A 25300-nucleotide genomic window follows, 5' to 3' on the forward strand; every position below is an offset into this window, starting at 1 on the left:
CGTCTGCTTAACATATTCAATTTCGTTGATGTTCAGATAACAAAAAAGGCCCCCGAGGGAGCCTGTCTTTCGCGCATGGGAGCTTTCGCCGGATGGTTACACCATCCTGCCCATGCGCGTACGTACCACAAGAATAAGAGCTGTTCTGTTCATGGCGGCGAGAGTAATCAGCGAAAATCGCGCCGTCAACGCGAAAATGCATAAAACGTGATATTTTCTTATATAAAAAGAGCAACTTCGATAAGATTATTGCCTTAGCAGCGCATCTTGCCCCGAAATATAGCGTTTCCAGCTATCATCGAGCTGATTTCTGAACCATGTTGATTGTCGTTTGGCATATTGGCGCGTGGCAATAACCGAAAGCTCGATGGCTTCTTCACGCGTCATCTCACCGGAAAAAAATGCAGAAATCTCGCGTACGCCAATCGCTTTTAAAGCCGGCAATGCCGGATCAAGGTCCAGCGCTATTAATGCACGCACCTCTTCAAGTGCACCATGATCCCACATCAGATTGAAGCGTTGTGCAATCCGCTCGCCCAACCATTGACGATCTGGCAACAAAATAATCTTGTTCGCGCTCGCATCGTCGACCAGTGCCGTTCCTGTATTTTTCTGCCAGTGCAGCAACGACTTTCCAGTTGCTTCAAACACTTCCAATGCACGCACGATACGCTGACTGTCGGTCGGCCGTAACGTGATAGCAATTTCCGGATCTCGCTCCGCGAGCATGATATGAAGAGCTTCCGCGCCCTCCTCGCTTATTTTGTTGCGCCAATAATCGCGGACATCAGCAGGCACTTCCGGCATCTGCGAAAGCCCGCCAAGCAAAGCACGAAAATAGAGTCCCGTCCCGCCAACGAAGATTGGCGTGCGCCCTTTAAGGTCGCTGCGCGACAGCAGCGCCTCCACGTCAGCAAACCATTTGCCGGTTGAATAGGAAACAGATGGAGCAACATGCCCATAAAGATAATGTTCAGCTTCACGCAACTCATCGAGCTGTGGGCGAGCGCTCAGCAGATCAAGTACACCATAAACCTGCATGGAATCGGTGTTTACGATGAAGCCGCCAGTCTTCTTTGCCAGATGAAGGGCAAGAGCCGACTTGCCGCTGGCCGTCGGGCCAGCTATCAGGATTGCATCCTTCGCCGCTTCACTCATCGCAGGAAATGCTCCTCATGTCCCGATCCGCTTCTCTTATTGCTACACTGATTGCCAATCCAGCCAAAGCACAGCTTATTCCTTCGCTGGGGATTAAAGCCTCGGCGGCAGTGAATGCAACCGGACTTTACTGGCTGGCCGATGGCATTGCTTGCGATATACCACTTCCATCAACCATCACCTCAGACGAGGCTGAGCAAGCTCTGCGAGCCGCTCTTGATGGTGCACCAATTGATGTCGTGGTGCAGGAACAGGACAGCCGACGCAAGAAAATTCTGATTGCCGACATGGATTCCACCATGATCCAGCAAGAATGCATTGATGAACTGGCTGAAGAAGCTGGTCTGCGTGAACATGTTGCGGCAATTACCGCTCGTGCCATGAACGGCGAAATTGAGTTCGAACCAGCTCTACGCGAACGCGTGGCACTTCTCAAAGGCCTGCCGCTTTCGGTTATCGACAAAGTTATCTCGACCCGCATTTCGCTTATGCCCGGTGGTGTGGAACTCGTCCGTACAATGCGCAAGCACGGCGCCTATACAGCACTCGTATCCGGCGGGTTCACATCATTTACAAAGCGCGTTGCAGAAATGATTGGCTTCAATGAAGATCGCGCCAACACGCTCCTTCATGACGGCCAATATCTAAGCGGCACCGTTTCCGATGCGATCTTGGGCCGCGAGGCTAAGGTCGAAAAGCTGGTCGAGATAGCAGAGCGTCTTGGTCTCACACCACAGGATGCGATCGCTGTGGGTGACGGCGCAAATGATCTTGGCATGATCCAGCTTGCCGGAACTGGCGTTGCCCTTCATGCAAAACCAGCCGTCGCAGCACAGGCAAAAGTGCGCATCGACCATGGCGATCTCACTGCTCTTCTTTATATTCAAGGTTATCGTAAATCGGATTTCGTGGAATGAGGGTTATCTAGATATCGTCAAGTGCCGGTTCGCTCCGATAGTCCGAACAGCAAACGGAAACCCGGCTCAACCACATTGTAAAGTTCGCAGAGATTTAGGCGCGCCCTTATTGTGAAAATAGCAATCAAACAAAAATGAACTACCCCATCACAAAAATTGTGCTAACGACCTGCGAGAAGATAGCAACACGGAAATGTTCAGAAAATGGAATGGTTCCCTATAGTCGCCGGTTCGTTCAAGCTCGTTGTTTTGGGTATCGCAATGTTTTTTGCCATTAAGTGGCACTACGACAAAGACAAAGAGGCGAAGGCGTTGAAAAAAGCGGCAGAGGAAAACAATACAGCAGTCAATCTGCAATAAGCTTCTGCTCCAAAACGCAAAGGCATTCATTTTAAAAGGCGTCGCAGGCATTGCGACGCCTTTTTGTTAAGAAAAATGGCTTTTAGTCGATACGCACTGTCACGAAACGTAGTTCTCCAGAGCGCGACGCAAGCATCAAAAGCGCGTTTTTCCGACCTTCGCGGCGCAGCGCATCAATTCGCTTTTTCACATCAACCGGCGACTTTACAGTGACCTGTCCGATATCGACAATCACATCACCCATTTCGATACGCTTTTCTCCGGCAGCAGAACCCGGCACAACATAAAGAACGGCAACACCCTCGACATCTTCAGCAATGCCAAATTCGCCGCGCACATCTTCATTGAGCTCCGAGAGCTTCATGCCAAGCACCGTTGCAGCTGCCTGCTCCTTCTGCTCTTTTTTCTTGGCATCGGGCTTTGGGGCATCCGGAAGTTCCTGTCCTTCCTCACCTTCTTCCATATCTGGCGGAGGAGCCTGATCTTCGACTGCCTCATCTGTGCTTTTATCGTCTTCGATCAAACGGCCGAGCTTAACCTTGACGGCCTGCTCCTTGCCATCGCGCACGACAACAATCTCAACCTCATCGCCCACAGCGCTTTCGGCCACAAGACGCGGCAAGTCCCGCGCACGCTCGACAGGTTTACCGTCATAGCGGATAACAACATCGCCCGCCTTGATCGCTTTATTATCAACGCCTGAATTCTCTATGAGACCTGCGATAAGCGCGCCCTTAGCATCGTTTAGGCCAAGACTCTGCGCGATATCATCGGTTACAGGCTGAATACGAACACCAAGCCAGCCACGACGCACTTCACCAAATTCTTTGAGCTGATCAATAACGCCGACGGCCATTTCTGCGGGGATCGCAAAACCAATACCAATCGAGCCACCAGACGGTGAATAGATCGCTGTATTGATGCCGATCACCTTCCCATCCATGTCGAACAGCGGACCGCCAGAATTACCGCGATTAATCGCAGCATCGGTCTGAATGAAATCGTCATAAGGGCCAGACTGAATATCGCGCTTACGTGCGGAAATAATACCCGCAGTCACCGTACCGCCGAGACCAAACGGATTGCCGATTGCCAGCACCCAGTCACCAATACGCGCCTTATCGGAATTGCCGAACTCAACGGCATTGAGCTTATGCTTGGTCGGATCAACCTTCAGCACGGCAAGATCTGTCTTGGTGTCCTTACCGACAAGCTCCGCTTTGAGCTTGGAACCATCAACGAAATTGACTTCGATCTCATCGGCATCAGCAATGACGTGGTTATTGGTGACGATAAAGCCCTTTTCGGCATCAATCACAAAACCAGAACCGAGCGACTGCACTTTTCGCGAATCGCCTTTCTTGTCACCGTCTTTTTCATTGAAAAAATCGTTGAAGAATTCCTGAAACGGCGAACCTTCCGGCACTTGTGGCATCGGCACGCCGCTGTCCTCTTCGCCGTCATCTTTAACCGTCTGCGATGTTGAAATATTCACGACTGCGTCAAGCAAACCTTCAGCCAAATCGGCCACAGAGCCAGGCCCCTGCCTGATCGGCGCTGTTTGCTGAGCAAAAGAGGGAGATATGCCAATTGCAACTGTCCCTGTAAAACTCATCGCTCCAAGAGCGACGGTTGCTAAAAGGGTGCGGCCAAATCCCGCCTTGGATGCAATTGCCATGAAGCTCCGCTCCGTTTTTGTCTGCATGAAACAGCGAAAAGATTAGATCGCTGCAAAATACGGCCTGTTTACGGCCCCGCATAGAGTGGAGAGCAGAAATATAATGAATGAGTGGGCTTATCCCCTGACAAGCCAGACAATAAACACGCCAATCGCTAGTGCACACAGCCCGGCGATACGCAATATGCTTTCAGGCGCATGAGATGCGTCTCGCGCCAGCTTTTTGGCAATCAAAGGAAAGCCGCCGTAGAGCAGCCCCTCGAATACGAAGAGAAGTCCTACGGCGGCTAGAAAATCGCTCATATGCGATAATCTCTCTTACTGCTTTGGTGTTGGAAGTGTTCCACCAGCATCACGGAAGAACTTGAAGAACTCCGAATCCGGTGAAATGACCAATGTTGTATCTGGTGTTTCCAGTGCCTTGCGATACGCGGCCATCGAACGATAGAAGGCATAGAAGCCCGGATCTTTCGTTGCAGAACTTGCAAAGATTTCACTGCGCTGTGCTTCGCCTTCACCGCGAAGGATTTCAGAGTCCTTCTGCGCCTCAGCAATGGTTTCAACGACTTGACGGTCAGCAATAGCGCGAATACGCTGAGCAGCTTCACGGCCACGCGCGCGCAGACGCTCTGCTTCAGCAAGACGCTCTGCTTTCATGCGGTCATAAGTTTGCTGCGAGACTTCAGCCGTCAAATCCGTACGACGGATACGAACGTCTTCGATAGTGATGCCGAGCGATGTCGCGTCAGCACGAAGCTGATTGGCAACTTCACGCATCATATCGCCACGCTCTTCGGAAAGAGCAGCTTCAAAGCCACGCTGACCGTAAACGCCACGCAATGCAGCATCAAGACGCGTACGCAGACGCTGTTCGGCAAGCAATGTGCTACCCGAAACAGTTTCGCGGAACTTGCGTGGATCGGTGATGCGGTAAACAAGGAACGCATCTACGTCATAGAATTTGCCACCGGAAACCTGAACGCGGATATCGTCAAGATCGAAACGTAGCAGACGATCATCGATCAACTGAACTGTATCGGCATCAAGGAAACCGAATGGCATTTTGAAGTAGATACCCGGTTCGGTTTTCACGTCAACGATCTGACCAAAGCGCAGAACGATTGCCTGTTGGCGTTCATTCACGATGAAGACAGAAGAATAGATTGCAAGAGCAACGACGGCGATAAGACCGAAAATAAACGGAAGCCTGTTATTGGCCATGATTAGTTACCTCCGCTATTCGTCGTTGCATCAGCAGCACCCGATCGCGGTTGCTGGCGCATCAGTTCACTCAATGGAAGGTAGGGGACAACATCCTTACCGGCTTCCACGATAACCTTCTTCGTTCCAGCAAGCACGTCTTCCATCGTTTCGAGGAAAAGACGATTGCGCGTCACTTCCGGTGCTTTCTGGTATTCGGAAAGAACAGAGCCGAAACGCTGTGCTTCACCTTCCGCCTCCTGAACAACACGGGTCTTATAAGCTGCTGCCTCTTCGCGAAGCTGTGCAGCCTGACCACGTGCCTGACCAAGCTTCTGGTTCGAATATTGGTTCGACTCTTCTACAAAGCGATCTTCGTCCTGTTCAGCACGCTGCACTTCATCAAATGCATCAGCCACTTCACGTGGTGGTGCTGCATCCTCGATGGAAACTGCGTTGATCTGGATGCCGGATTTATAGCGATCAAGCGTTGCCTGAATAATATCGCGAACGCTCTGTGCAATCGCTGCACGGTTGTCACGGAAAACGTCCTGTGCCGGCCTGCGGCCAACGATTTCACGGATCGCACTTTCGGAAACCTGCTGCACCATCGCATCAGGGCTTTCGACGTTAAACAGATAGTCGCGCGGATTGGCAACGCGATAAAGAACCGAAAACTGAACATTGACGATGTTCTGATCGCCGGTCAGCATCAGGCCCTGTGTCGCGTTGCGCGAGCCTTGGCCACCAATATTAATCTGTTTTTCAACGATCTGCGCTTTTTCAACAGTCTCAACCGGCCAGAACAGGAAATGCAAACCCGGCTCAGAAACTTCTGCCTTTGGTTTACCAAAAACGAGTTCGACAGCAAGCTCATCGGGCTGCACGGTGTAAACCGACTGATACACCCAAAGACCAAGCAATGCAGCACCAATCAGAAAGAATACGCCGCGATTGCTTCCGCCTTTACCGCCACTCCCACCCGGGAAAACTTTTTTCAGACGATCCTGTCCTTTGCGAAGAATGTCCTCAAGATCAGGAGGCGTGTTCTGACCGCCATTGCGTGGACCTTTCGGACCTTGACCCCAAGGGCCACCGTTACCGCCATTGCCGCCATTATTATTGTTGTCGCCGCCGCCACCCCATGGGCCACCGCCGCCGCCATTCTGATTACTCCAGGGCATCCTCACCTCTCGTCCGGGAGACGGAAAATCCTGTTCAATTTCCCGTCATCAACTAATGTTACCGTTTTATAGGCATCGCGAGGGCCGCTTTCAACGTGAAGCGGCAAATTTCCTGCGTTATAATTTACATAACGTGTCGGTCGTACCGAATATAGCGTGTCGGATGACTATCTTTCTCACCCGCAGGCACATCTTCGGAGCTGATTTCTTTCCAGATTTTCGAATCGAGTTCCGGAAAAAACGTGTCGCCATCAATCGACGCGAGAACGCGCGTCAGATGCACTTGATCAGCAAATGGCAATGCTTGCACATAAATCTTGCCACCACCGATGACGCAAACCTCATCCACGCCAAGCTCAGACGCAAGCTTGCGCCCCAGTTCAATTGCTTCATCAAGCGAGCTGACAATAGTCGCTCCGTCCGCTTTGAATGCTGTATCGCGCGTCACAACAAGATTGGGACGGCCGGGCAGCGGGCGACCGATGGATTCCCATGTCTTTCGTCCCATAATGACGGGCTTACCGAGTGTCAGCGCCTTAAAGCGTTTGAGATCGGTCGAAAGCTTCCACGGCATATCATTTTCGCGGCCAATGACATTGTTTTCGGACGCGGCAACAACAATTGAAAGAGCGGCTTTGTTATTGATCATATCTTACACCGCAATCGGAGCTTTGATCGACGGATCGGCTTCATAGCCCACCAGCTCAAAGTCCTCGTAACGGAAAGCAAACAGATCTTTCACATCCGGGTTGATCCGCATGGTCGGCAGAGCTTTCGGTGTGCGGGTAAGTTGCAGGCGTGCCTGCTCAAAATGATTGGAATAAATATGTGCGTCCCCCAGCGTATGCACAAAATCATCCGGCTGAAGGCCTGCAACCTGCGCAATCATCATGGTCAGCAGCGCATAAGACGCAATGTTGAACGGAACGCCAAGAAAAATATCCGCCGAACGCTGATAGAGCTGGCAAGACAACTTGCCATCCGAGACATAAAACTGAAACAAACAATGACACGGTGGCAAAGCCATTTCATCGACCAGCGCCGGATTCCATGCTGAAACGATCAAACGTCGTGAATTAGGGTTTTCGCGCAACATCTTCAAAAGATTCGCAATCTGATCGATATGACGACCATCCGGCGCTGGCCATGAGCGCCACTGATAACCATAGACCGGGCCGAGATCGCCATTCTCATCGGCCCATTCATCCCAGATCGAAACGCCATTTTCCTTGAGATAGGCGATATTGGTATCGCCTTTCAGGAACCACAGCAGTTCATGAATGATTGAGCGCAAATGCAGCTTCTTGGTGGTGAGAACCGGAAACCCTTCGGCCAGGTTATAACGCATCTGATAACCGAAAACCGAACGCGTGCCTGTCCCTGTGCGGTCACCACGGTCTGAACCATTGTCGAGCACATGCTGGAGAAGATCGAGATAGGTGCGCATAGGGGTACTTTCCGGGCCGATTCGTCTTAACCCAATATAAGAAAAACCCCGGCTTATAACACCGGGGTTTTCCGTCTGGACTGTGGACGACGATTAAAGATCGCCGAGCTTACCAAGCTGCTTCGCAACCAGATAATAGAAGGTGACGCGACCCTTGTTACGATCGCCCTTCATAACTTCTGCAACATGATTGACCACTTCAACGGCCTTCGCTTCATCCGCAACGCCAAGCTTCTTGTGAACCCAGCTGTCGCGGACGCGCTTAAGTTCTTCAGGATCGGTTGCAGAGACAAGAGAGGAATCGCGATTACGCAGCGCAATGCCAAGATGCTTTACGATCTTCTCGACAACGGCTTCATCAGCAGCGGCATCATAACGACGGACATCCGCGAGATAGTCACTCATAGATTCACTCTCCTTCGATTGGCTTTAGCCCCGGTTAAACCTCCGCTACAGCCGGACAATGACAATCCCGATCCGGCATGCACCGCTAGTCTTCTCAGGATTGACCAGCCTGTGATTGCTGTCAATGAAAAATGAACGCAAAAAGCGAAGACAAACGAGCGTCAACAACCTGTTAAATCACAACTCCCCTCTTCCAATCGTGGAGAAGGACGCCTATATACGTCGTGTCAGCGCAAGCTGACTATGGTGATAAACGGACGATGTAATAAACCTATTGGACCCGGGGGCGGTACCCGGCGCCTCCACCAGAACGCAAGAAGCATTCAACGCGAGTTGCGCTGTGGCGGGGGCGAAATAGGATCGACAAGGGTGTAAAGATCGCTCTTTTGCTCGGCATGATACCACCGTTATCGGGTCAATTGAGTAGTTGCAAATGACAACAAAGCTCAGGGTTACGCTCTCGCTGCTTAATCGCGGTGCGGGAAACCCAACCTAAGTCCTTCTGGTTAGCACCTTGAGGCGGGGTTCGGAGGCACCTGGCAACAGAAGCCTCCACTTTTCCCATCTTTAGATTGTTGCCACTTCCGCTTCTGGCTGTGTTTTGCGTGCAAACACAACGAGGCTCAGAAAAAATGCGATAAGTGAACAGATCGCAATACCGCCGATCATCGGTTTGGCAGAACCATCAAAGAATGCGCCGGTTACACCAATCGCAATGCCGCCTATGACGAAATGCAACGTTCCAAGCAGCGCCGATGCTGTTCCAGCAATCGCGCCGTGATCTTCAAGTGCCAGCACAGCGGTCGTCGGAATGACAAGCCCCAGAAAACCATATCCAACGAAAAGAAAGCCAGCGATCAACCAAAGGCCGGTATGCCCCATCAAGACTGCCGCAAACATTGCAAGCATAACAGCTGCAAAGCCCGAAACGGCAACCTGCATCACACGACGCAACCCAAAACGCGCACCCAAGACACCATTGAGCTGCGAAACGCTAAAGAACGAAACGGCATTGATCGAAAACGCTATCGCATACTGGCTTGGGCTAAGGCCGTAATGATCAATCAGAATAAACGATGAGTTCGCCAGATAAACAAAGAATGACGCGATGCCAAAGCCGCCAATACAGGCCAGTCCCATAAAATAGCGATCCTTGAGAAGCCGGGCATAACCTGCAAGTGCACTGCTGATATTGCTATCAAGCCGCGCCTCACTACCCCTCGTCTCTTTAAGTGCGGTTGCTATCAACACAACGCCTACAATGGCTGCCACGAACACAGCCCAGAAAACTCCGCGCCAACCGAAGAAATCAATAAGAAATGAACCGCTCAACGGCGCAAGAATAGGTGAAATAGAAAAGACGAGCATAAGCAGCGACATCAGCCTTGCCGCATCAACGCCTGTGTGAAGATCACGCACAATGGCACGCGGAATAACCGAGCTTGCCGCTGCACCTAATCCCTGAATGAAGCGGAACAAGACCAAAATATCGATATTGGTCGCAAGAGCTGAACCGATACTACCAACAGCAAACAGCGCAAGTCCGCCATAAAGCGGGAGCTTGCGTCCAACCATGTCCGACAGAGGGCCAACAAAAAGCTGCGCAAGCGCCAAAGCAATGAAGAACGCCAAAAGACTCATTTGCACAGCACCGGTCTCAGCGTGGAGATCGGTCGCAATGGTTGGCAATGCGGGCAGATACATATCAATGGCAAATGGGCCAATTGCCGAAAGAAGACCGAGAATAATCGCGTTGCGCACGAGACCTGAAGTGGGAGAGCCTGAACTCATTGGGGGCGTACTTTCATCAATGTTTCGTGAGTCACCCGTTACGAGTTTAGTTCCAGCGCATCGCTTGGGAGGATGGGTAAGCCGGGACCAAATATCGCAACTAGGCAACTATCCACATGTTTATGCTACATAATTTCGATAAATTTGCGATATTCTCAGCCCCCAACCGGGCATCGTAATCTCTCAAAAGCGTGTAGCCATCCCCATTATGGACGAGTTTTAATAACTGTTTTGACACTACTGTAAAATTAGACACTATTGTCCAAACCGTCAAGCCGCATTATGTTATGGATATGAAACCTACTGACATGCTCGATAGTGCCGTTCTGGCAGACAGACGCCCTCTCGTTTCTGAAGGGGCGAATTCTGCATCCTCAAAATCGGGGCTAAAACCCGGTCAATGCATGAAGCGCGACTTCATTCTTTGCGCGGCAGCACGCGTTTTTTATCGGGATGGGTTTCAGGGTGCCAGCATCGATCTGATTGCCAGCGAAGCGGGCGTATCGCGTCAGACCATTTACAATCACTATAAGGACAAAGAAGCGCTGCTGGCAGCTGTTGTTGAGGACGCATTCGACAGAATGTCGTCTGGTCTCTTTGCTGTACTCGCGACTTTTCCTCAGTCTGGTGAAAACCTCGAAGAAGACCTGATCGCATTTTCGATCAGGATGAGCCGCAATTGCGTGCATGATTCTTCTACCGTATTCTTGCGCAAACTGTTTCAGTCCGATGAAGATGCCCTACCCCTGCATGGCAATGTTTGCAGCACAAAAGGCCCAGCACAGGCTGTTCCGGCCATTGCCGCCCATCTGTCGCGTTTAGCACTGGCTGGCAATCTGGTCATTGAAGACCCTGATTTGGCAGCACGTCATTATCTGGCTCTCATCAATGCGGATATTCATTATCACCTGCTAACTGGTCAGGCTGTTGATGATTCCATCATCGAGAAAAGTGCGATCAATGGTGTTCGAACATTTTTGATGGCCTTTGGTGCGCGCACGTAAGCATTTCAGCACCTTCCCGGCCTCACTTTTTTCTTGAATTATTTTAGATTTGTCAGAGAACAAACTTGACATCAACCTGCGAATCCGTGGGATAAGCAATCTATGGTTCAGGATCTCATCCGTTACGATATTCTCGCTCAGGAAGCCCTCCGTGGCGTCATTCGCAAGGTTCTTGCGGAAGTGGCAGCAACTGGCTTGCCTGGCAATCATCACTTCTTCATCACGTTCCTTACTGGAGCGCCCGGTGTACGCATTTCGTCTCGGCTTAAGGAAAAATATCCTGAGCAGATGACAGTGGTGTTGCAACATCAATACTGGGACATGGTTGTCACTGATCAGCTGTTTGAAATCGGCTTGTCTTTCGGTGATGTGCCGGAAAAATTGACAATCCCATTCTCTGCCATTCGTGGCTTCTACGACCCATCTGTCAACTTTGAACTTGAGTTCGATGTATCGGTTGTCCAGCCAACAAGCGATAATGACGAAGGTGGTAAGGTCTCCTCAATCGAGTTGATCTCGTCAGAAGATGCGCCCGAAAAGGCCAAGCCTAAATCCAAGTCGCGCAAGCCTGCTGCTGATAAGGGTGACACCGCTGCAAAAGACGAGCCTGCATCTGAGGGTAAAGAAGCTGAAGCCAAACCATCCGCAGACGTGGTTTCACTCGATTCTTTCCGAAAAAAATAAGCATCGTCTTCCTTAGAGATACCAAACACCGGCTGAGCATCCCGCCGGTGTTTTTTTATAGCAGTCGTGATGCTCTTGACTTCGATCAAGGCATCTCAACAAATGCTCTTTAAAACTGGGTTCACCAACAACGCATCACAGGACAGGCCCACCATGTTGCGGATTATTGCTCAGATCGTTCTTTGGTTTAGCGGTATTATTGCCGGTTTCTTCGTCGCTAAAGACACGCCAAACTTTTCGATGTGGCAAATGACTTTCGGACTATTGCTGCTCGTGGTAATTTCGCTGATCATCTGGTGGGTGACCAATCCAAAATCACCGAACAAATAAGACGACGCCCACAAGAGCGCATCCTGAAAGGTGTGAACGGTTTTCGGGAAAAGATGCGCGTTCAAACAAACATTGAGGGCGCAGATCTGATTAACTCAGATCGAAATGCGCTCTGATATCCATGGCAGGCATTCATGAGTGAAATTATCAATCTGCGTCAGTTCAAAAAGAACAAAGCGCGTGCCTCGCGGGAAGAACAAGCCGATCAGAACCGCATTCTGTTTGGCCGAACGAAAGCCGAAAAAAGCTTCGCAAAAGAGGAAACGCGCAAAACCAATAACTTTCTCAAAAACAATAAGCTTGAGCCAATCGACAAGCCGAAAGCTGAAAAGTGAACGGCTACGTCAGCACTACAGGACGGCTCAAAAAGCGCTCTGTGAGTATTCGTGGACATGCCACAAGCTATACGCTTGAAGACCCATTCTTTGAGCTGCTTGAAGAGATAGCAAACACGCGGCAAGTATCTGTCGCATCGCTTGTGACGGAGATCGACGGACAGCGCGAACGGAGCGTCAATCTCTCTTCTGCTCTCAGGCTTTATATCCTCGACTGGCTAAAATCGAAAATTCAGTCTCAAGGCTGAGAATTGGGCGCAACATTTGGCGCCTGCTCAAGTTCTTTCAAAAACTCGTTGATGGACTGACCACCCTGCCCATTTAATTGCGCAGGTAGATTGCTTCCCTCGGCTGACTTCTGTGCTTCCAATGCATTTCTAGCAGCCTGTTCACGAGCCTCTGCCTCTGCTTTTTTGCGAGCCTCTTCCTCAAGACGCACACGCTCTCGTTCTTTGGCATCCGAGGCCAGCAGGTCCAGCTGGCGTCTCAGCCGCTGCTTTTCCATGATGCTCGCCTGCATCGCTTCGACGCGTTCCTGCTCGCGCTCCAATGCGCGCTGCGTCAGAAACTGAACCAGCGGCTGCCGATCAAATTGAACCGTAGGATCATCATAGGTTCCGCCGATTGTGTAACGAAGGCTTGGTGACGTAGATGACTGCGCGTCGTCCTGTTGATCAAATGCGAAACTTCCCTCACCGCTAAGACCCAACGTAGACAGATTAATCTGCATATCGCCGCTCAATGTTGCATCGCCCGTTACAAGACTGATTGGCGAAAATCGTGCAATACCCCCTGCAACTGTGAAATCAAAGCGCGGATTACCAGCCGCAAACCGGCCCTGACCAATTGCCTTATTAGTCAATGCGCCAAACGCCTTTGCATCCAGCTGCGTGGCACCTGCGGGCTGATCTCCCAGGCTATCAGCCTCAGCCAACATTGCCGGAAAAGCCCCCTGATCGAGGCCATTAATTACAAAATTCTCAACATCAACGCTGCCTGAACCCGCAAGAGACGCAACCAGTTCGGCAACATTTGAGCCGCTACCATTCAAAGTCAGAGCAGCTTTGATCGTTCCATTCAATGGGCTGCTGCCCGTGGAAGAATGATAAAAATCTTCAAGCCGTGCACCACTCCATTTAAGATCAGAAGACAGCAGCGCTGTTTTATCGTTGTTGCGTAAAGAAACATTGCCAACCAGATATCCGCCGGCCCAATTTCCGGTTAGCTCATTGAGCGCCAGCCCATCCATATTCTTCTGAACGCGCGTGGAAAAATCGCTCACGGTTCCAAAGCCATCCATATGTGCTTGCGCCGCAGTCAGCTTCATATCCATCAGCAGCGGCAAAGACGGGCGTGTTGCAAATGGCGTATTTGGCCAGATAGAAGCCTCACGCGGCGAAGATGGCTCAAGTGCATCCTGACCGAGCATGATTGCTGCAAGGCTATCAATTTCAACAGAGGTCAGTTTTGCCTCACCTTTGATCTGCGGAAGTCCACTATCTGAGAAATTCGCTTCAAGACGAGCGGAAATATCATCGCCGCCAAGCTTACCCGCAAAATTGGGGAACCGAAGCAAACCTTTGGCAAACTGGAAGTCGCTCGAAAGATCGGCAGACAGCCCTTCGCCAAATCCTGGAAGCGTGTAACCCGCTGTTGCAATAAAAGGTTGCAGATCAGCAGATTTCACCTGAGCCTTACCACTTGCCGCAATATCACCGCCAACCATCGACAGAATACCATCCGCAACAGCCGTACCGTCGGGCGCAGTCAGCCTGAGTTGCGTCCGCATACCAGCACTTGGCGCCCCCTGCATGGTAAGATCAGCCGTCAATTCGCCAGCAAGTCCCAGCGGCAATGTTGGAACACCCAACAAAGCCAGAACCGTCTCGCCATTTGTGGACGTTGCAGTTCCGTTGAGCTGCATTTGCATTGGATCGTTTTCAGCACTTCCGCCACTGGTCGTCCCAGACAAATCAAGCTTCATGCCGCCTGCTTTGCCCGTCACACTAAATGATGCCTCGCCACCCTTTGCAGGTGTTTTTGCGGGCACTTCCTTAGCGCGTGATCCTTTGGCACTTCCCGCAACTGGCGCGGCAGCGACACCGTTGCCCGTAGGTGCTACGGCATTAGCGATGATATTTATCTCTGTATCCTCAAACAGACCGGGATAATTATCAGCGCGCGCTGAAAGCGAGCGGAAAAACGGAACTTGCGGATGACGATGTGCTGCAAGTGTCAAAAAATGTGACAGATCAGCGGAAAGCAAAGTGGCATCAAGCTTGCCGGACGGCGTTGCTGCAAAAGGCTCATACGTACCTGTTGCAGTCAGCGTCGTTCCTGCAACATCATTGATCATCAGCCGGTCAAAATCAAAACGGCCATTGTGAATACGGACGGCAACGTCAACACTCGCCGCTTCCATATCCTCATATTGAACGGGGCCGGCGGTGAAACCAATATCAAGTGCCTGTCCATCAAGTGAAGCAACGCCATGACCGCCTGAGAAAAAGCTGGTAAATGCGCGGAGCGCATTGCTATCAACTGATCCCCCCTGCAACCGCAACGTAATCGCTGGTTCGGCAGAACCTGCGACTTGCCGCAGGAATGTACCTTTCAGCGTCGTTTGGCCCATACCAACTTCGAGACTATCAATACTCTGCATGCCTTCACGCAAATTGACTTTGCCTGAAAAGCCCACGCTATCGAGTTTACGAATGGATTCATCAACCGTTTCATTCAGCCATGCTGCAAGCCCGGATGGCTGGCGTGACGCCACAAGCATATCGCCTTCAAAGCCGAAATCGCGCCCGACCGAAAGCCTGCCTTTGGCTTCAACCTTTGTACGTCCCGGCAGATCCGCTTCGAACTGACCAATATTCCAGCCATTGCCATCAGGCTCCGCACTGATTGTCACGGAACGAATAGTCGTGCCACCAGCTATTACAGCAGGCAACCGCAAATCAACATTACCGGGCATTCCGGGGATCGGCAATTGCTCAAGTATCCGCCGTAACGTCTCAAGGCGTTCGCCGTCAGCGACAGGTGCGGGTTGCTGATCCTGTGTCGTCTCGACAGGCCCCCAGAATATCTGCTGGCCATCAGCGCTGATTTCAAAATGTGGCTTATCACCGTAGTCAATGAGTGCCTTGCCGTTCACCACATAAGGATTATCGGCTGGCCCCTGCTCCATGCGAAATTCGCTAGCATCGAAATGGCTCTTGTTTGCAGAAAACTTGCCACTGACACGGAGATCGCTGAAAAACGGCTTCTGTACTGGCTCGTGCTGGTTCTTGGACGCCGATCCCATCGCGTCAGCAGAACGCAGTGAAAAGCTGCCAGCATAGTTTAGGCGACCATCATCAAGCGTAATGTCACCATCAGTCTCAAACGAAGCAGGCACCGCTTCGGGCGATATGCGCGCGCGCAAGCGCAGCGACCCGTCCGGCTTGGCTTCGCCGCTGGTAAGATCAAGCGCCAGCTTATGACCTTCAATTTGTAAAGTGCCGTTTGCAAGCCATGGCCCCGCAAGACTATTTGCGGAGAGGACCGCATCTATATCGCTGGCATTATGAACACGTCCGCTCGCTTCATCGATGAGGGTCGCCGTACCGTCCGTAATTGAGAGCCGCTCGACTTTGATCTGCGCTGGATCAAGTGGCGTGGTAGGACGAATGGCCCAATCAACCTTACCATCCTTGTCGAGCGAAATAATCGTATTGGGGCGCTCAACGCGCATATCAAAAATCAGCAACTGGCCGCGCAAAAACGGCATCAGTTCCGCATCCATCGAAAACCTGTCGACGGTCATCACCGGATTTGCATTGTCTGCACCAACCCGCACATCAGAAAATGTCACTGATGGAAACGGTAAAAGCCTGGCGCTGACGTCACCCGTCACATGAACCGGACGTCCAAGAATCTGGCTTGCCTCGCGCTCGAACTCGGCACGATAGCCGCTCCAGTCGACAAATGGCGGAACGACCAGCGCTGCGGTCAAAAACAGTACCAGTACCCCACCCACGATGACGAATATGCGGCCCAAGCGAAACTCCGATAAGATGCAAAGCGTGATGCAAATCTTGAATCACGCGATTTTTATCGGTGCAACATAGCGGGATCGATCCGGCGATAACAAGGCAAATTGCCTGCGCAATCGCTGATTCAGCCGCGACATTGAATCGCCTTCTTAAAAAGACGATTCAAACGACTGATTTGAATCACGAAATCAGAATTTTTCCCGGATTCATAATGTTATCTGGATCGATCGCCTTCTTGATCATCCGCATGTAGTCGGTCGCGTCACCAAGCTCCATTGCAAGATATTTCATCTTGCCCTGCCCGATACCATGCTCGCCGGTACACGTACCTTCCATGGCAAGCGCACGCTTTACCAGACGATCCATAAACTCTTCGGCACGTTCCATTTCCGATGCATCGTCCGTATCGAGCAAAAGCAGCAAATGGAAATTACCGTCTCCGACATGGCCAACGACAGGAGCAATCAACCCGCTTTCAGCAAGGTCTTTTTCAGTCTCGGCAATACAATCGGCAAGCCGTGAAATCGGCACGCAAACATCAGTCGAAACACCCTTCGCACCGGGACGCAAAAGGAAGGATGCCAGATAAGCGTCATGCCGCGCACGCCACAAGCGGTCGCGTTCTTCCGGATCATTGGTCCAGCGGAATTCACCGCCACCATTTTCCGCAGCGATCTCGCCAAAGATTTCCGCCTGTTCGGCAACGCCTGTTTCCGTGCCATGGAACTCGACAAACAGATAAGGCTGCGCCTCATAGGGCAGCTTGGAGTGCAGGATAAGCGCTTCCATTTGAAGCTTGTTCACAAGCTCAATGCGCGCAACCGGAATCCCCATCTGGATAGTTTCGATCACGGCACGACAGGCCGATTCAACATCCGAGAATGGGCAAATCCCGCCCGATACAGCTTGCGGAATCCCCTGCAATTTTAACGTCAGTTCCGTGATGATACCGAGCGTGCCTTCAGAACCGATCAGCAGCCTTGTCAGATCATAGCCTGCGGCAGTCTTCTTCACGCGTTTTGACGTCTCGATCAGGCGACCATCGGGCATGACCGCTTTCAGCGCCAAAACATTTTCGCGCATTGTGCCATAGCGCACGGCGTTTGTGCCAGACGCCCGAGTTGAAGCCATGCCGCCCAGGGTCGCATTCGCGCCCGGATCGATTGGGAAAAACAACCCGGTATCGCGCAAATATTCATTGAGTTCGCGTCGCGTAATTCCCGGCTCAATCACGCAATCAAGGTCTTCCGCATGAACTGCCAAAACACGGTTCATCTGTGTGAGATCAATCGACACGCCACCCGCAGGTGCATTTACCTGCCCCTCAAGTGAGGAACCAGCACCAAATGCAATCACCGGCACCTTATGCTCGGCACAGATGCGGACCACATCCTGCACATCGTCGGTCGTTTGGGCAAAAATGACAATGTCGGGCGCCTGCGTCGGCACATAAGTCGTCGTGTGGCCATGCTGCTCGCGGATTGCCTGTCCAGTCTGGGCGCGTTCACCAAACCGCTGCTTGAGGAGTGCAACTGCGGCTGCAATGCCCTCTTCATTACGCTGAAGGGCAACCACATTCTGAAGCGACATCGTTTATTCTCCGTATTTCAAATTACGCTGCGGCTAAGGCCAGCGCGACAGGATCCTGTCCCAAATGCTCGGCAATGGCACGCACGACAAGGTTATGATCTTCACGCTGCGGAAGGCCCGAAACAATCGCCGTCCCTATTACGCCCGCGCCTGCGACATGGATCGGAAATCCGCCACCCGCCAAGGCATAATCGGCGACATCAAGCGCCTTATGTTCTGCAAACATTTTATCTTCGCGGTTTTGTTCCAGAACAAGGCGATAGCTCGAAGCGTGAAAGCGGCGCACGACATTAAACTTACGCCGCAACCATTCGGTATTGTCAGCGGTCGTTCCGGCAGTGGCTGCAAAAAACAAACGGCGGTCCCAGAGCGAAATATCAATCGCAACCGCCAGCTTCTGTTTCACCGCAATATCGCGTAGCCGATGACCGAGGGAAAACGCATCATTCTCCGTAAAGCTCGTGAAAATAAGCGCCTGTTCCTGCCGGATGATCTGCTTGATGTCGTCGCTTTGCGCCATGATCCGCTTTCTCCCCAAAACCATTCCCAAAACAATTATTGTGTTCTTTTGCGCCCTCATTCACATGATTGCAACCGTGGAACGCCACCATCAAACTTGATTGATTGAGCGCAAGCGGCTAGTGGAACTGCATGGCTCAGAACCCAAATATTGATGTACCCGCACAAGGCGACCGCATACCGCAATTTGTGGAGACCGCAGTTTTCAAACGCGATGTTTTTTCCGAAACACGCGCAGGCTATTTTGCGGGCGATCCCGAGACAAGAATTATCCGTCGTGTGGTGAGTGCAGCGCCTTGGTGGTCGAAGCCTTTGGCTTGGATTCTGGCACGACGTGAAATTCGCGGCCTGAAAACCGTGCGCGGCATCGAAGGTGTTCCTCAACTTCTCTATACCGACAAGGACGGCCTCTATCGGTCATGGACGGAAGGCACACCGTTGCACCTTGCGCGTCCGGCGCAGCTCAAATGGTATCGCACCGCGCATCGTATCCTGCGTGATATGCGCCGCATGGGCGTTACTCACAACGATCTGGCCAAGCCGCAAAACTGGCTGATGACGCCGGAAGGCGAAGCAGCCGTCATCGATTTTCAGCTGGCAAGCGTGCATCGCCGTCGTGGCGGATTTTATCGTTTGCTCGCCTATGAAGATTTCCGTCACCTGATCAAACAGAAGCGCGCCTTTGCGCCCGATCTGATGACACCGACCGAAAAGCGCATTTTGGCGCGTCGTTCGCTGCCGTCACGCATTTGGCTTGCTACGGGCAAGAAGGTTTATAACTTCATCACGCGCGGCATTTTCAACTGGTCCGATGGTGAAGGTACCGGCGACCGTATCGACAATGAAGGCCCGGCTATTATGGCGGCTCTCAAGTCTGATCCGCGTGTGAAAGACGTCGCGCTCACGCTTTATTCACTGCCCGCCAAAGGCGTCGGCCTCTACGCCTTTGTTGAAACTGCCGATGCAGACGAAAAAAGCCTGCGTGCGCGGCTCAAAGGCACCAAGCTTGAACTCATCCAGCCGGTTTCGCATTTGCCGCGTCGGGAAGATGGAATGATCCGCGACGATATTCTTCGTTTGATCGCCATGAACCAGATGACGGAGCTTGATGAACTGCTGCAACGCGAGCCGGAAATGCGCGGCCTTGTCGAAGCGCTTGCTTCACATCGGCTCAATTTCACCGACCGTCGCATCTCACAGCTTGAGTAATTTAACGCTTTCGCTGGTTTTTGATCAACGAATCACTACATTCGGTAGCAATGTCTGATTTTCCCGATGATATGCCGTTTTTCGGCAATGACACACCGGCTGACCGCACACCTGCGACAGGCGGAATTGCCGCGCGCGCTATGGCAGCACGCAACCAGCAGCGTGGCGAACCCGATTATTTAAAGGGTCTCAACCCTGAGCAGCGTCAGGCCGTCTTGACCACCGAAGGTCCGGTTCTTGTTCTCGCAGGTGCAGGCACCGGCAAGACCCGCGTGCTCACAACCCGCATCGCGCATATTGTGACGACTGGCCTCGCCTATCCAAGCCAAATTCTCGCTGTGACCTTTACCAACAAAGCCGCACGCGAAATGAAAGAGCGTATCGGCCATCTGGTCGGTGGTGCGGTTGAAGGCATGCCTTGGCTCGGCACGTTCCACTCCATCGGCGTGAAACTTCTGCGCAAACATGCAGAACTGGTGCATCTCACTTCAGATTTCACCATTCTTGATACAGATGACGTGATCCGTCTCATCAAGCAGCTTATTCAGGCTGAGGGTCTCGACGACAAGCGCTGGCCACCCCGCACTTTTGCGAACATGATTGATGGCTGGAAAAACAAGGGCTTTGGGCCAGCTGATATCCCCGAAGGTGACGCGCGTTCATTCGGTAACGGCAAGGGCCGCGAGCTTTATCAGGCTTATCAGGAACGCTTGCGCACGTTGAACGCCTGCGACTTCGGCGATCTGCTGCTGCATCCGATCCGTATCTTCCGCAACAATCCCGACATTCTGCGCGAATACCACGCGAAGTTCCGTTATATCTTGGTGGACGAGTATCAGGACACCAATACGGCCCAATATATGTGGCTGCGTCTGCTTGCTCAAAGGCCACAATCGAAAAGCACGGCTCCAGTTCCGGCAGATGCTCGGCAGGCCTCATCAGGCTTGAGCGACAATAAAGTAAACCTTTGCTGCGTCGGTGATGACGATCAGTCGATCTATGGCTGGCGCGGTGCGGAAGTGGATAATATCCTCCGCTTCGACAAGGATTTCCCTGGCGCGGTTGTGATCAAGCTTGAGCGTAATTATCGCTCGACAGCGCATATTCTGGGCACGGCCGCACATCTGATTGCGCATAATGAAGGTCGTCTCGGCAAAACGCTTTTTACCGAAGCGCCTAATCCCGATGATCCAAAAGTCAAAATCCATGCAGCATGGGATTCGGAAGAAGAAGCCCGCGCCGTTGGCGAAGCAATTGAACAGGCGCAGCGTCAGGGGCAAATGCTCAACAACATGGCGATCCTTGTTCGTGCTTCTTTTCAGATGCGCGAGTTTGAAGATCGCTTTGTAACGCTTGGCCTCAACTATCGGGTCATCGGTGGACCGCGCTTCTACGAGCGTCTCGAAATCCGTGATGCCATGGCCTATTTGCGTGTCGTGGCCCAGCCCGCAGACGATCTGGCTTTAGAGCGCATCAGCAACACGCCAAAGCGTGGCCTTGGTGAAGCGGCAATTCGCCTGATCCATGACTATGCGCGCGCGCGCGACATCTCGATGTTCGCAGCCGCTTGTGATCTGGTGGAAACCGAAGAGCTGAAACCAAAGCCTCGTTCGGCGCTGCGCGAAGTGGTCAATAATTTCCGCCGCTGGCAAACGCTTCTCGACAACACCCCGCATACAGAACTCGCAGAAACCATTCTTGATGAGTCTGGCTACACTGCCATGTGGCAGAACGACAAATCAGCGGAAGCGCCGGGACGTCTCGAAAACCTTAAGGAACTGATCCGTTCCATGGAGGATTATGAGAGTCTGCGCAGCTTCCTCGAGCACATCGCACTCGTCATGGATGCTGAGCAAAATACCGATATGGATGCGGTCAACATCATGACGCTCCATTCTGCGAAGGGGCTTGAGTTTGAAACCGTCTTCCTGCCCGGCTGGGAAGAAGGTCTGTTTCCGCATCAGCGTGCACTCGATGAAGGTGGCCGTTCCGGTCTCGAAGAGGAACGCCGCCTCGCCTATGTCGGCGTGACGCGTGCGAAAAAGAACCTGCATATCTGGTTTGTTTCCAACCGCCGCATCCACGGCATGTGGCAGTCGACCATTCCGTCACGCTTTCTGGAAGAACTTCCCGAAACGCATGTCGAAGTGGCTGAGATGGAAGGCAATTACGGCGGCTATGGCAATAGCAGTTACGGACAATCGCGCTTCGACAAGGCCGACCCGTTTGAAAACTCTTATTCAACGCCCGGTTGGCAGCGCGCGCAACAGAACCGTTCAGATGCAACGCGTAACAATTGGGGCTCTCGCTCCGGTGCGAATGTCGAACGCGTCGGCTATGGCGAAACTGATTCCGGCTTTGGTGCGGGTCGTGGGTCGATAAAAGGGCGCACGATTGACGGCGAACTGGTTGCAAAATCAACAACCGATAAGCCATCCGCCTATTTCGTCGGCGACCGTGTGTTCCACATCAAATTCGGTAATGGCACAATCTCGACTATCGATGGCAATAAGCTCACCATTGATTTCGATAAGGCCGGTCAGAAGCGCGTTCTCGACAGCTTCGTTCAGCGCGCATAACTTTTAAGACAAAAAAGCCGGAGTTTACTCCGGCTTTCCTTTTTCCCAGGTCACATCACCCTTGAACAGCGGAACGGTCGATAGCGATGTCTTAGCCGATCCATCCTGAACTTGTGTCGCATGGGCGAGATAAAGAAGCGTATTGTTCTTCTGGTCATAGATACGGGTGATAACCAGCTTTTTCCAGATCAGACTGGTGCGCTCCGCAAAGACCCGCTCACCGCCCTTACCAAGCTTAATGTCGCCGATGGTAATGGGGCCGGACTGCTCGCAGGAAATCGATGCATTAGACGGGTTTTCGAACCAGTTGCCCTTCTGCAAACGATCGATAACACCCCGCGAAAACGATGCCAGATAGCAGGTTACACCCTGCACCTTCGGATCCTGAACTGCATCGATTGCTATGTCATTGCCGAGCCAGTCAACACCGACCTTGCCAACTTCTTCAGCCGATACGGCAGCAGAAGCGCCAAGCAAAAGCATGGGCGCGACAAGCAATCCTACGAACCTGTTCATCTTTGACATTCGATCTCTCCAACAACTTCATTCTCAAAGGTGGAGTAGCAAATCAGGCATTGCAAGAGAGCAAGCCTCAACCGCCCCATTTTTCCAAAAACGCTTCGATTTCAAACGTCTGAATATCAGGAATTGCTTCATAAAGTTTTTCTACCGGCCAATCCCACCAGCACAGAGCCAGCAATCGATCCACGATGGCATCATCAAAGCGTTTTCGGATGATACGAGCCGGCACACCGCCCACGATGCGATAAGGTGCCACATCTTTCGTCACAACAGCATTGGCGCCGATCACCGCGCCATGACCAATATTGATGCCGGGCGTGATCACCGCGCCATGGCCAATCCAGACATCATTGCCGATTGTCACGCGCTTTGCCTGTCGCCTTTCACGGAACGCACTGTCCACGCCTAGATAGCGAAAATATTCATTCGGGCGATAGCTCACCTTATGGGTCGTCAGCCGCTCCATCGGGTGCTCAAGCGCATTAATCCGTACATTGGAGGCAATTGAGCAGAACTTACCGATCTCCGCGTAAATGCCTTCACTGTTGCGCTCCAGATAGGTGAAGTCCCCAACCGTCACTTCGCGCAGTATTACACGCTCACCAATGTCAGCATAGCGTCCCAACTTGGAGCCTTTAAGCTGTGCAGTCGAATGAATGCGCGGTTCACTATTCTGCAAACGAAGGTCTTCGCCCTGCGTCATTTCAAAACTTTCTGAAATCTTTGTACTCTGCTAGACTGGATCTATCGTTTCAACATAAGATGTGCTCGTTAAATAAGCGCTTTCCTGTTGCATAACGATGTAAACACTAAATAGCGTTCTTATCTGCGATAAATGCAAAACAAAATTCAAGGCTGACCGGACATGAAAAAATTCCTGCCCATCTTCATCTTCGCCTTCATCATTGTGATTGTTGGCGCTGCGGGCTTCAATATGATCCGTGATCGTAATTCCGCCGATCAGCCTTTCGGCGGTCCGTTCAATCTCGTGTCCATGGATGGCAAGCCTTTCACTGAAAAAGAACTGCGCGACACGCCTTCTGTAGTTTTCTTTGGTTTCACCCATTGCCCTGATGTGTGCCCGACCACGCTTTACGAACTGGACGGCTACTTCAAACAGCTTGGACCAGAAGCATCTGATATTAAAGCTTATTTCATTTCTGTGGACCCAGAACGCGACACACAGGAAATCATGAAAACCTATGTGAGCAACGTATCAGACCGCATTATCGGCGTGACCGGAACACCGGAAAACGTTGCGGACATGGTGAAGTCCTATCACATCTACGCCAAGAAGGTTCTGACCGAAGACGGCGAATATACAATGGATCACACGGCTTCGGTTTTCCTTCTCGATAAGGGTGGCCGCTTCCGTGGAACGATCGCCTATCAGGAGAACCCAGATACTGCTCTGGAAAAGTTGAAGAATCTGGCCAAAGGCCGCACAAACGGGTAAACAAAGCTTCCAATTCGATTTGAGAGCTTATTATCCATGCCCCAATCACGACTCTTCTTTTCGGCTGACAAGACGGAAGCCGAACGAATCTATGACATCATCGAACAAGCATTTGAGGATGAAGCCTTCCCGATTGCGATTACTGAGATCGATGAAGACCGTCAGATTTTCGAAGTTTCCGTCTACACCGAAGATGGAGCGGATGAACTTGCAGCGCGCATAGACGCGCTGGTGGGTGCTGGCAAATTTGAAACTGAAGAGCTGCCAGACATTGACTGGGTCACACACTCGCTCTCAGTCCTGAAACCTGTTCGTGCGGGACGCTTTTTCGTGCATGGCTCGCACGATAGCGACAAGCTGCAAGCCGATGATATTCCGATTTTGATTGATGCTGGCCTTGCTTTCGGCACCGGTCATCATGGCACCACGTCGGGTTGCCTCGAAATGCTTGAGGAAGTTGTTGAGCGCGAGCACCCAACCAATGCGCTTGATCTTGGTACCGGCTCGGCTGTTCTGGCCATCGCCATTGCCAAGCTTGCACCAATCCCGGTTCTCGCTACCGATATCGATCCAATCGCCGTTACGGTTGCCGCTGAAAACACAGTCCTCAACGGCGTGAGCGAACATGTCGTTACGGCGACTGCCGAAGGCTTTGATCATGCAATCTTCCGCTCCTACACGCCGTTTGATCTGATCGTCGCCAATATTCTCGCCAATCCGCTGATGGAACTTGCACCGGCACTGAAATCACATCTGGCACCAAGCGGTTCAATCATCCTGTCCGGCATTCTCGACAGCCAGCATGACATGGTCCTTGCCGCCTATCAGGCACAAGGGCTTACCCATCAGAAAACCTTCCACCGCGAAGGTTGGGTCACGATTCACCTGAAGTAAT

25 protein-coding genes and 1 other RNA gene are annotated in these 25300 nt (G+C 51.9%); 12 read left to right on the forward strand and 14 right to left on the reverse strand.

Going from position 1 to position 25300, the window contains the following annotated elements; genetic code table 11:
• Positions 1–246 precede the first annotated feature (246 nt).
• On the reverse strand, positions 247–1158 hold the full coding sequence (gene miaA, locus U2P60_RS16775) for a tRNA (adenosine(37)-N6)-dimethylallyltransferase MiaA (protein ID WP_413573417.1): 912 nt from the start codon (positions 1156–1158) through the stop codon (positions 247–249).
• A gap of 17 nt (positions 1159–1175) precedes the next feature.
• On the opposite strand from miaA, the gene serB reads away from it, so the two are divergent.
• Both serB and U2P60_RS16785 read left to right on the forward strand, forming a co-directional pair.
• Positions 1176–2075, forward strand: a complete 900-nt coding sequence (gene serB / locus U2P60_RS16780) for a phosphoserine phosphatase SerB (RefSeq protein ID WP_413573418.1) — start codon at positions 1176–1178, stop codon at positions 2073–2075.
• A 204-nt stretch (positions 2076–2279) separates the two neighbouring features.
• Positions 2280–2435, forward strand: a complete 156-nt coding sequence (locus U2P60_RS16785) for a hypothetical protein (protein WP_413573419.1) — start codon at positions 2280–2282, stop codon at positions 2433–2435.
• Positions 2436–2517: 82 nt separating this feature from the next.
• Here the strand turns inward: U2P60_RS16785 and U2P60_RS16790 are convergent, their stop codons facing one another.
• The 7 genes from U2P60_RS16790 to U2P60_RS16820 form a co-directional block, all read right to left on the reverse strand.
• The gene (locus tag U2P60_RS16790; protein WP_413573420.1) at positions 2518–4113 is read right to left on the reverse strand and encodes a Do family serine endopeptidase; all 1596 of its coding nucleotides are present in this window, start codon (positions 4111–4113) and stop codon (positions 2518–2520) included.
• A 117-nt stretch (positions 4114–4230) separates the two neighbouring features.
• Positions 4231–4416 (reverse strand): DUF2065 domain-containing protein, encoded by a 186-nt coding sequence (locus U2P60_RS16795; RefSeq protein ID WP_313826730.1) that lies wholly within the window; start codon positions 4414–4416, stop codon positions 4231–4233.
• 15 nt (positions 4417–4431) lie between these two features.
• Complete coding sequence (locus U2P60_RS16800) at positions 4432–5334, reverse strand: protease modulator HflC (RefSeq protein ID WP_313826731.1); 903 nt, start codon at positions 5332–5334, stop codon at positions 4432–4434.
• Positions 5335–5336: 2 nt separating this feature from the next.
• Positions 5337–6497, reverse strand: coding sequence for an FtsH protease activity modulator HflK (hflK, locus tag U2P60_RS16805; protein WP_413573421.1), 1161 nt, complete (start codon positions 6495–6497; stop codon positions 5337–5339).
• A gap of 124 nt (positions 6498–6621) precedes the next feature.
• Positions 6622–7146 carry a dihydrofolate reductase gene (locus tag U2P60_RS16810; RefSeq protein ID WP_413573422.1) on the reverse strand — a complete coding sequence of 175 codons (525 nt, stop codon included), beginning with the start codon at positions 7144–7146 and terminating at the stop codon, positions 6622–6624.
• A 3-nt stretch (positions 7147–7149) separates the two neighbouring features.
• Positions 7150–7944, reverse strand: coding sequence for a thymidylate synthase (locus U2P60_RS16815; RefSeq protein WP_413573423.1), 795 nt, complete (start codon positions 7942–7944; stop codon positions 7150–7152).
• 93 nt (positions 7945–8037) lie between these two features.
• Complete coding sequence (locus U2P60_RS16820; RefSeq protein WP_250038882.1) at positions 8038–8349, reverse strand: DUF2853 family protein; 312 nt, start codon at positions 8347–8349, stop codon at positions 8038–8040.
• 187 nt (positions 8350–8536) lie between these two features.
• On the opposite strand from U2P60_RS16820, the gene ssrA reads away from it, so the two are divergent.
• Positions 8537–8906, forward strand: a transfer-messenger RNA (tmRNA) gene (gene ssrA, locus U2P60_RS16825).
• Positions 8907–8916: 10 nt separating this feature from the next.
• Here ssrA and U2P60_RS16830 read toward each other — a convergent pair.
• The gene (locus U2P60_RS16830; RefSeq protein ID WP_413573424.1) at positions 8917–10140 is read right to left on the reverse strand and encodes a multidrug effflux MFS transporter; all 1224 of its coding nucleotides are present in this window, start codon (positions 10138–10140) and stop codon (positions 8917–8919) included.
• A 287-nt stretch (positions 10141–10427) separates the two neighbouring features.
• On the opposite strand from U2P60_RS16830, the gene U2P60_RS16835 reads away from it, so the two are divergent.
• The 5 genes from U2P60_RS16835 to U2P60_RS16855 all read left to right on the forward strand — a co-directional run bounded on the left by U2P60_RS16835 (position 10428) and on the right by U2P60_RS16855 (position 12741).
• Positions 10428–11144, forward strand: coding sequence for a TetR/AcrR family transcriptional regulator (locus U2P60_RS16835; RefSeq protein WP_413573425.1), 717 nt, complete (start codon positions 10428–10430; stop codon positions 11142–11144).
• Between the two features lie 102 nt (positions 11145–11246).
• Entirely contained in the window at positions 11247–11828 is a 582-nt protein-coding gene (locus U2P60_RS16840) for an SspB family protein (RefSeq protein ID WP_313826737.1), read from the forward strand.
• Positions 11829–11930: 102 nt separating this feature from the next.
• The gene (locus tag U2P60_RS16845) at positions 11931–12158 is read left to right on the forward strand and encodes a hypothetical protein (protein WP_413573427.1); all 228 of its coding nucleotides are present in this window, start codon (positions 11931–11933) and stop codon (positions 12156–12158) included.
• A 134-nt stretch (positions 12159–12292) separates the two neighbouring features.
• Positions 12293–12493 carry a DUF4169 family protein gene (locus U2P60_RS16850; RefSeq protein WP_413573428.1) on the forward strand — a complete coding sequence of 67 codons (201 nt, stop codon included), beginning with the start codon at positions 12293–12295 and terminating at the stop codon, positions 12491–12493.
• Entirely contained in the window at positions 12490–12741 is a 252-nt protein-coding gene (locus U2P60_RS16855) for a ribbon-helix-helix domain-containing protein (RefSeq protein WP_413573429.1), read from the forward strand. The genes U2P60_RS16850 and U2P60_RS16855 overlap by 4 nt, the downstream gene beginning before the upstream one ends.
• Here the strand turns inward: U2P60_RS16855 and U2P60_RS16860 are convergent.
• From U2P60_RS16860 to U2P60_RS16870, 3 genes are all read right to left on the reverse strand, one after another.
• Entirely contained in the window at positions 12732–16535 is a 3804-nt protein-coding gene (locus tag U2P60_RS16860) for an AsmA family protein (protein WP_413573430.1), read from the reverse strand. The genes U2P60_RS16855 and U2P60_RS16860 overlap by 10 nt on opposite strands.
• A 175-nt stretch (positions 16536–16710) precedes the next feature.
• Complete coding sequence (locus U2P60_RS16865; RefSeq protein ID WP_413573431.1) at positions 16711–18120, reverse strand: FAD-binding oxidoreductase; 1410 nt, start codon at positions 18118–18120, stop codon at positions 16711–16713.
• Positions 18121–18142: 22 nt separating this feature from the next.
• Positions 18143–18640 (reverse strand): heme-degrading domain-containing protein, encoded by a 498-nt coding sequence (locus tag U2P60_RS16870; RefSeq protein WP_313826743.1) that lies wholly within the window; start codon positions 18638–18640, stop codon positions 18143–18145.
• Positions 18641–18771: 131 nt separating this feature from the next.
• Here U2P60_RS16870 and U2P60_RS16875 point away from each other — a divergent pair, with 131 nt between their 5' ends.
• Together U2P60_RS16875 and U2P60_RS16880 are read left to right on the forward strand one after the other, a co-directional pair.
• Complete coding sequence (locus U2P60_RS16875) at positions 18772–19848, forward strand: serine/threonine protein kinase (RefSeq protein WP_413573432.1); 1077 nt, start codon at positions 18772–18774, stop codon at positions 19846–19848.
• 50 nt (positions 19849–19898) lie between these two features.
• Positions 19899–22427, forward strand: coding sequence for an ATP-dependent helicase (locus U2P60_RS16880; RefSeq protein ID WP_413573433.1), 2529 nt, complete (start codon positions 19899–19901; stop codon positions 22425–22427).
• Between the two features lie 24 nt (positions 22428–22451).
• Here U2P60_RS16880 and U2P60_RS16885 read toward each other — a convergent pair whose 3' ends face one another.
• Positions 22452–22952: a CreA family protein gene (locus U2P60_RS16885; protein WP_313826746.1), complete on the reverse strand. Its 501-nt coding sequence runs from the start codon at positions 22950–22952 to the stop codon at positions 22452–22454.
• A gap of 67 nt (positions 22953–23019) precedes the next feature.
• Positions 23020–23652, reverse strand: coding sequence for a DapH/DapD/GlmU-related protein (locus tag U2P60_RS16890; protein ID WP_413573434.1), 633 nt, complete (start codon positions 23650–23652; stop codon positions 23020–23022).
• 162 nt (positions 23653–23814) lie between these two features.
• Here U2P60_RS16890 and U2P60_RS16895 point away from each other — a divergent pair, with 162 nt between their 5' ends.
• Together U2P60_RS16895 and U2P60_RS16900 are read left to right on the forward strand one after the other, a co-directional pair.
• The gene (locus U2P60_RS16895) at positions 23815–24405 is read left to right on the forward strand and encodes an SCO family protein (protein ID WP_413573435.1); all 591 of its coding nucleotides are present in this window, start codon (positions 23815–23817) and stop codon (positions 24403–24405) included.
• Between the two features lie 36 nt (positions 24406–24441).
• Positions 24442–25299, forward strand: coding sequence for a 50S ribosomal protein L11 methyltransferase (locus U2P60_RS16900; RefSeq protein WP_313826748.1), 858 nt, complete (start codon positions 24442–24444; stop codon positions 25297–25299).
• Position 25300 lies beyond the last annotated feature (1 nt).

This window comes from Brucella sp. H1_1004, assembly GCF_047308065.1.
Classification (GTDB): domain Bacteria; phylum Pseudomonadota; class Alphaproteobacteria; order Rhizobiales; family Rhizobiaceae; genus Brucella; species Brucella pseudogrignonensis_B.

Bases quoted from the DNA above. Each gene is read 5' to 3' on its own strand.
- miaA (WP_413573417.1), bottom strand. From the start codon at position 1,158: ATGAGTGAAGCGGCGAAGGATGCAATCCTGATAGCTGGCCCGACGGCC.
- serB (WP_413573418.1), top strand. From the start codon at position 1,176: ATGTCCCGATCCGCTTCTCTTATTGCTACACTGATTGCCAATCCAGCC.
- U2P60_RS16785 (WP_413573419.1), top strand. From the start codon at position 2,280: ATGGAATGGTTCCCTATAGTCGCCGGTTCGTTCAAGCTCGTTGTTTTG.
- U2P60_RS16790 (WP_413573420.1), bottom strand. From the start codon at position 4,113: ATGGCAATTGCATCCAAGGCGGGATTTGGCCGCACCCTTTTAGCAACC.
- U2P60_RS16795 (WP_313826730.1), bottom strand. From the start codon at position 4,416: ATGAGCGATTTTCTAGCCGCCGTAGGACTTCTCTTCGTATTCGAGGGG.
- U2P60_RS16800 (WP_313826731.1), bottom strand. From the start codon at position 5,334: ATGGCCAATAACAGGCTTCCGTTTATTTTCGGTCTTATCGCCGTCGTT.
- hflK (WP_413573421.1), bottom strand. From the start codon at position 6,497: ATGCCCTGGAGTAATCAGAATGGCGGCGGCGGTGGCCCATGGGGTGGC.
- U2P60_RS16810 (WP_413573422.1), bottom strand. From the start codon at position 7,146: ATGATCAATAACAAAGCCGCTCTTTCAATTGTTGTTGCCGCGTCCGAA.
- U2P60_RS16815 (WP_413573423.1), bottom strand. From the start codon at position 7,944: ATGCGCACCTATCTCGATCTTCTCCAGCATGTGCTCGACAATGGTTCA.
- U2P60_RS16820 (WP_250038882.1), bottom strand. From the start codon at position 8,349: ATGAGTGACTATCTCGCGGATGTCCGTCGTTATGATGCCGCTGCTGAT.
- U2P60_RS16830 (WP_413573424.1), bottom strand. From the start codon at position 10,140: ATGAGTTCAGGCTCTCCCACTTCAGGTCTCGTGCGCAACGCGATTATT.
- U2P60_RS16835 (WP_413573425.1), top strand. From the start codon at position 10,428: ATGGATATGAAACCTACTGACATGCTCGATAGTGCCGTTCTGGCAGAC.
- U2P60_RS16840 (WP_313826737.1), top strand. From the start codon at position 11,247: ATGGTTCAGGATCTCATCCGTTACGATATTCTCGCTCAGGAAGCCCTC.
- U2P60_RS16845 (WP_413573427.1), top strand. From the start codon at position 11,931: ATGCTCTTTAAAACTGGGTTCACCAACAACGCATCACAGGACAGGCCC.
- U2P60_RS16850 (WP_413573428.1), top strand. From the start codon at position 12,293: ATGAGTGAAATTATCAATCTGCGTCAGTTCAAAAAGAACAAAGCGCGT.
- U2P60_RS16865 (WP_413573431.1), bottom strand. From the start codon at position 18,120: ATGTCGCTTCAGAATGTGGTTGCCCTTCAGCGTAATGAAGAGGGCATT.
- U2P60_RS16870 (WP_313826743.1), bottom strand. From the start codon at position 18,640: ATGGCGCAAAGCGACGACATCAAGCAGATCATCCGGCAGGAACAGGCG.
- U2P60_RS16875 (WP_413573432.1), top strand. From the start codon at position 18,772: ATGGCTCAGAACCCAAATATTGATGTACCCGCACAAGGCGACCGCATA.
- U2P60_RS16880 (WP_413573433.1), top strand. From the start codon at position 19,899: ATGTCTGATTTTCCCGATGATATGCCGTTTTTCGGCAATGACACACCG.
- U2P60_RS16885 (WP_313826746.1), bottom strand. From the start codon at position 22,952: ATGTCAAAGATGAACAGGTTCGTAGGATTGCTTGTCGCGCCCATGCTT.
- U2P60_RS16890 (WP_413573434.1), bottom strand. From the start codon at position 23,652: ATGACGCAGGGCGAAGACCTTCGTTTGCAGAATAGTGAACCGCGCATT.
- U2P60_RS16895 (WP_413573435.1), top strand. From the start codon at position 23,815: ATGAAAAAATTCCTGCCCATCTTCATCTTCGCCTTCATCATTGTGATT.
- U2P60_RS16900 (WP_313826748.1), top strand. From the start codon at position 24,442: ATGCCCCAATCACGACTCTTCTTTTCGGCTGACAAGACGGAAGCCGAA.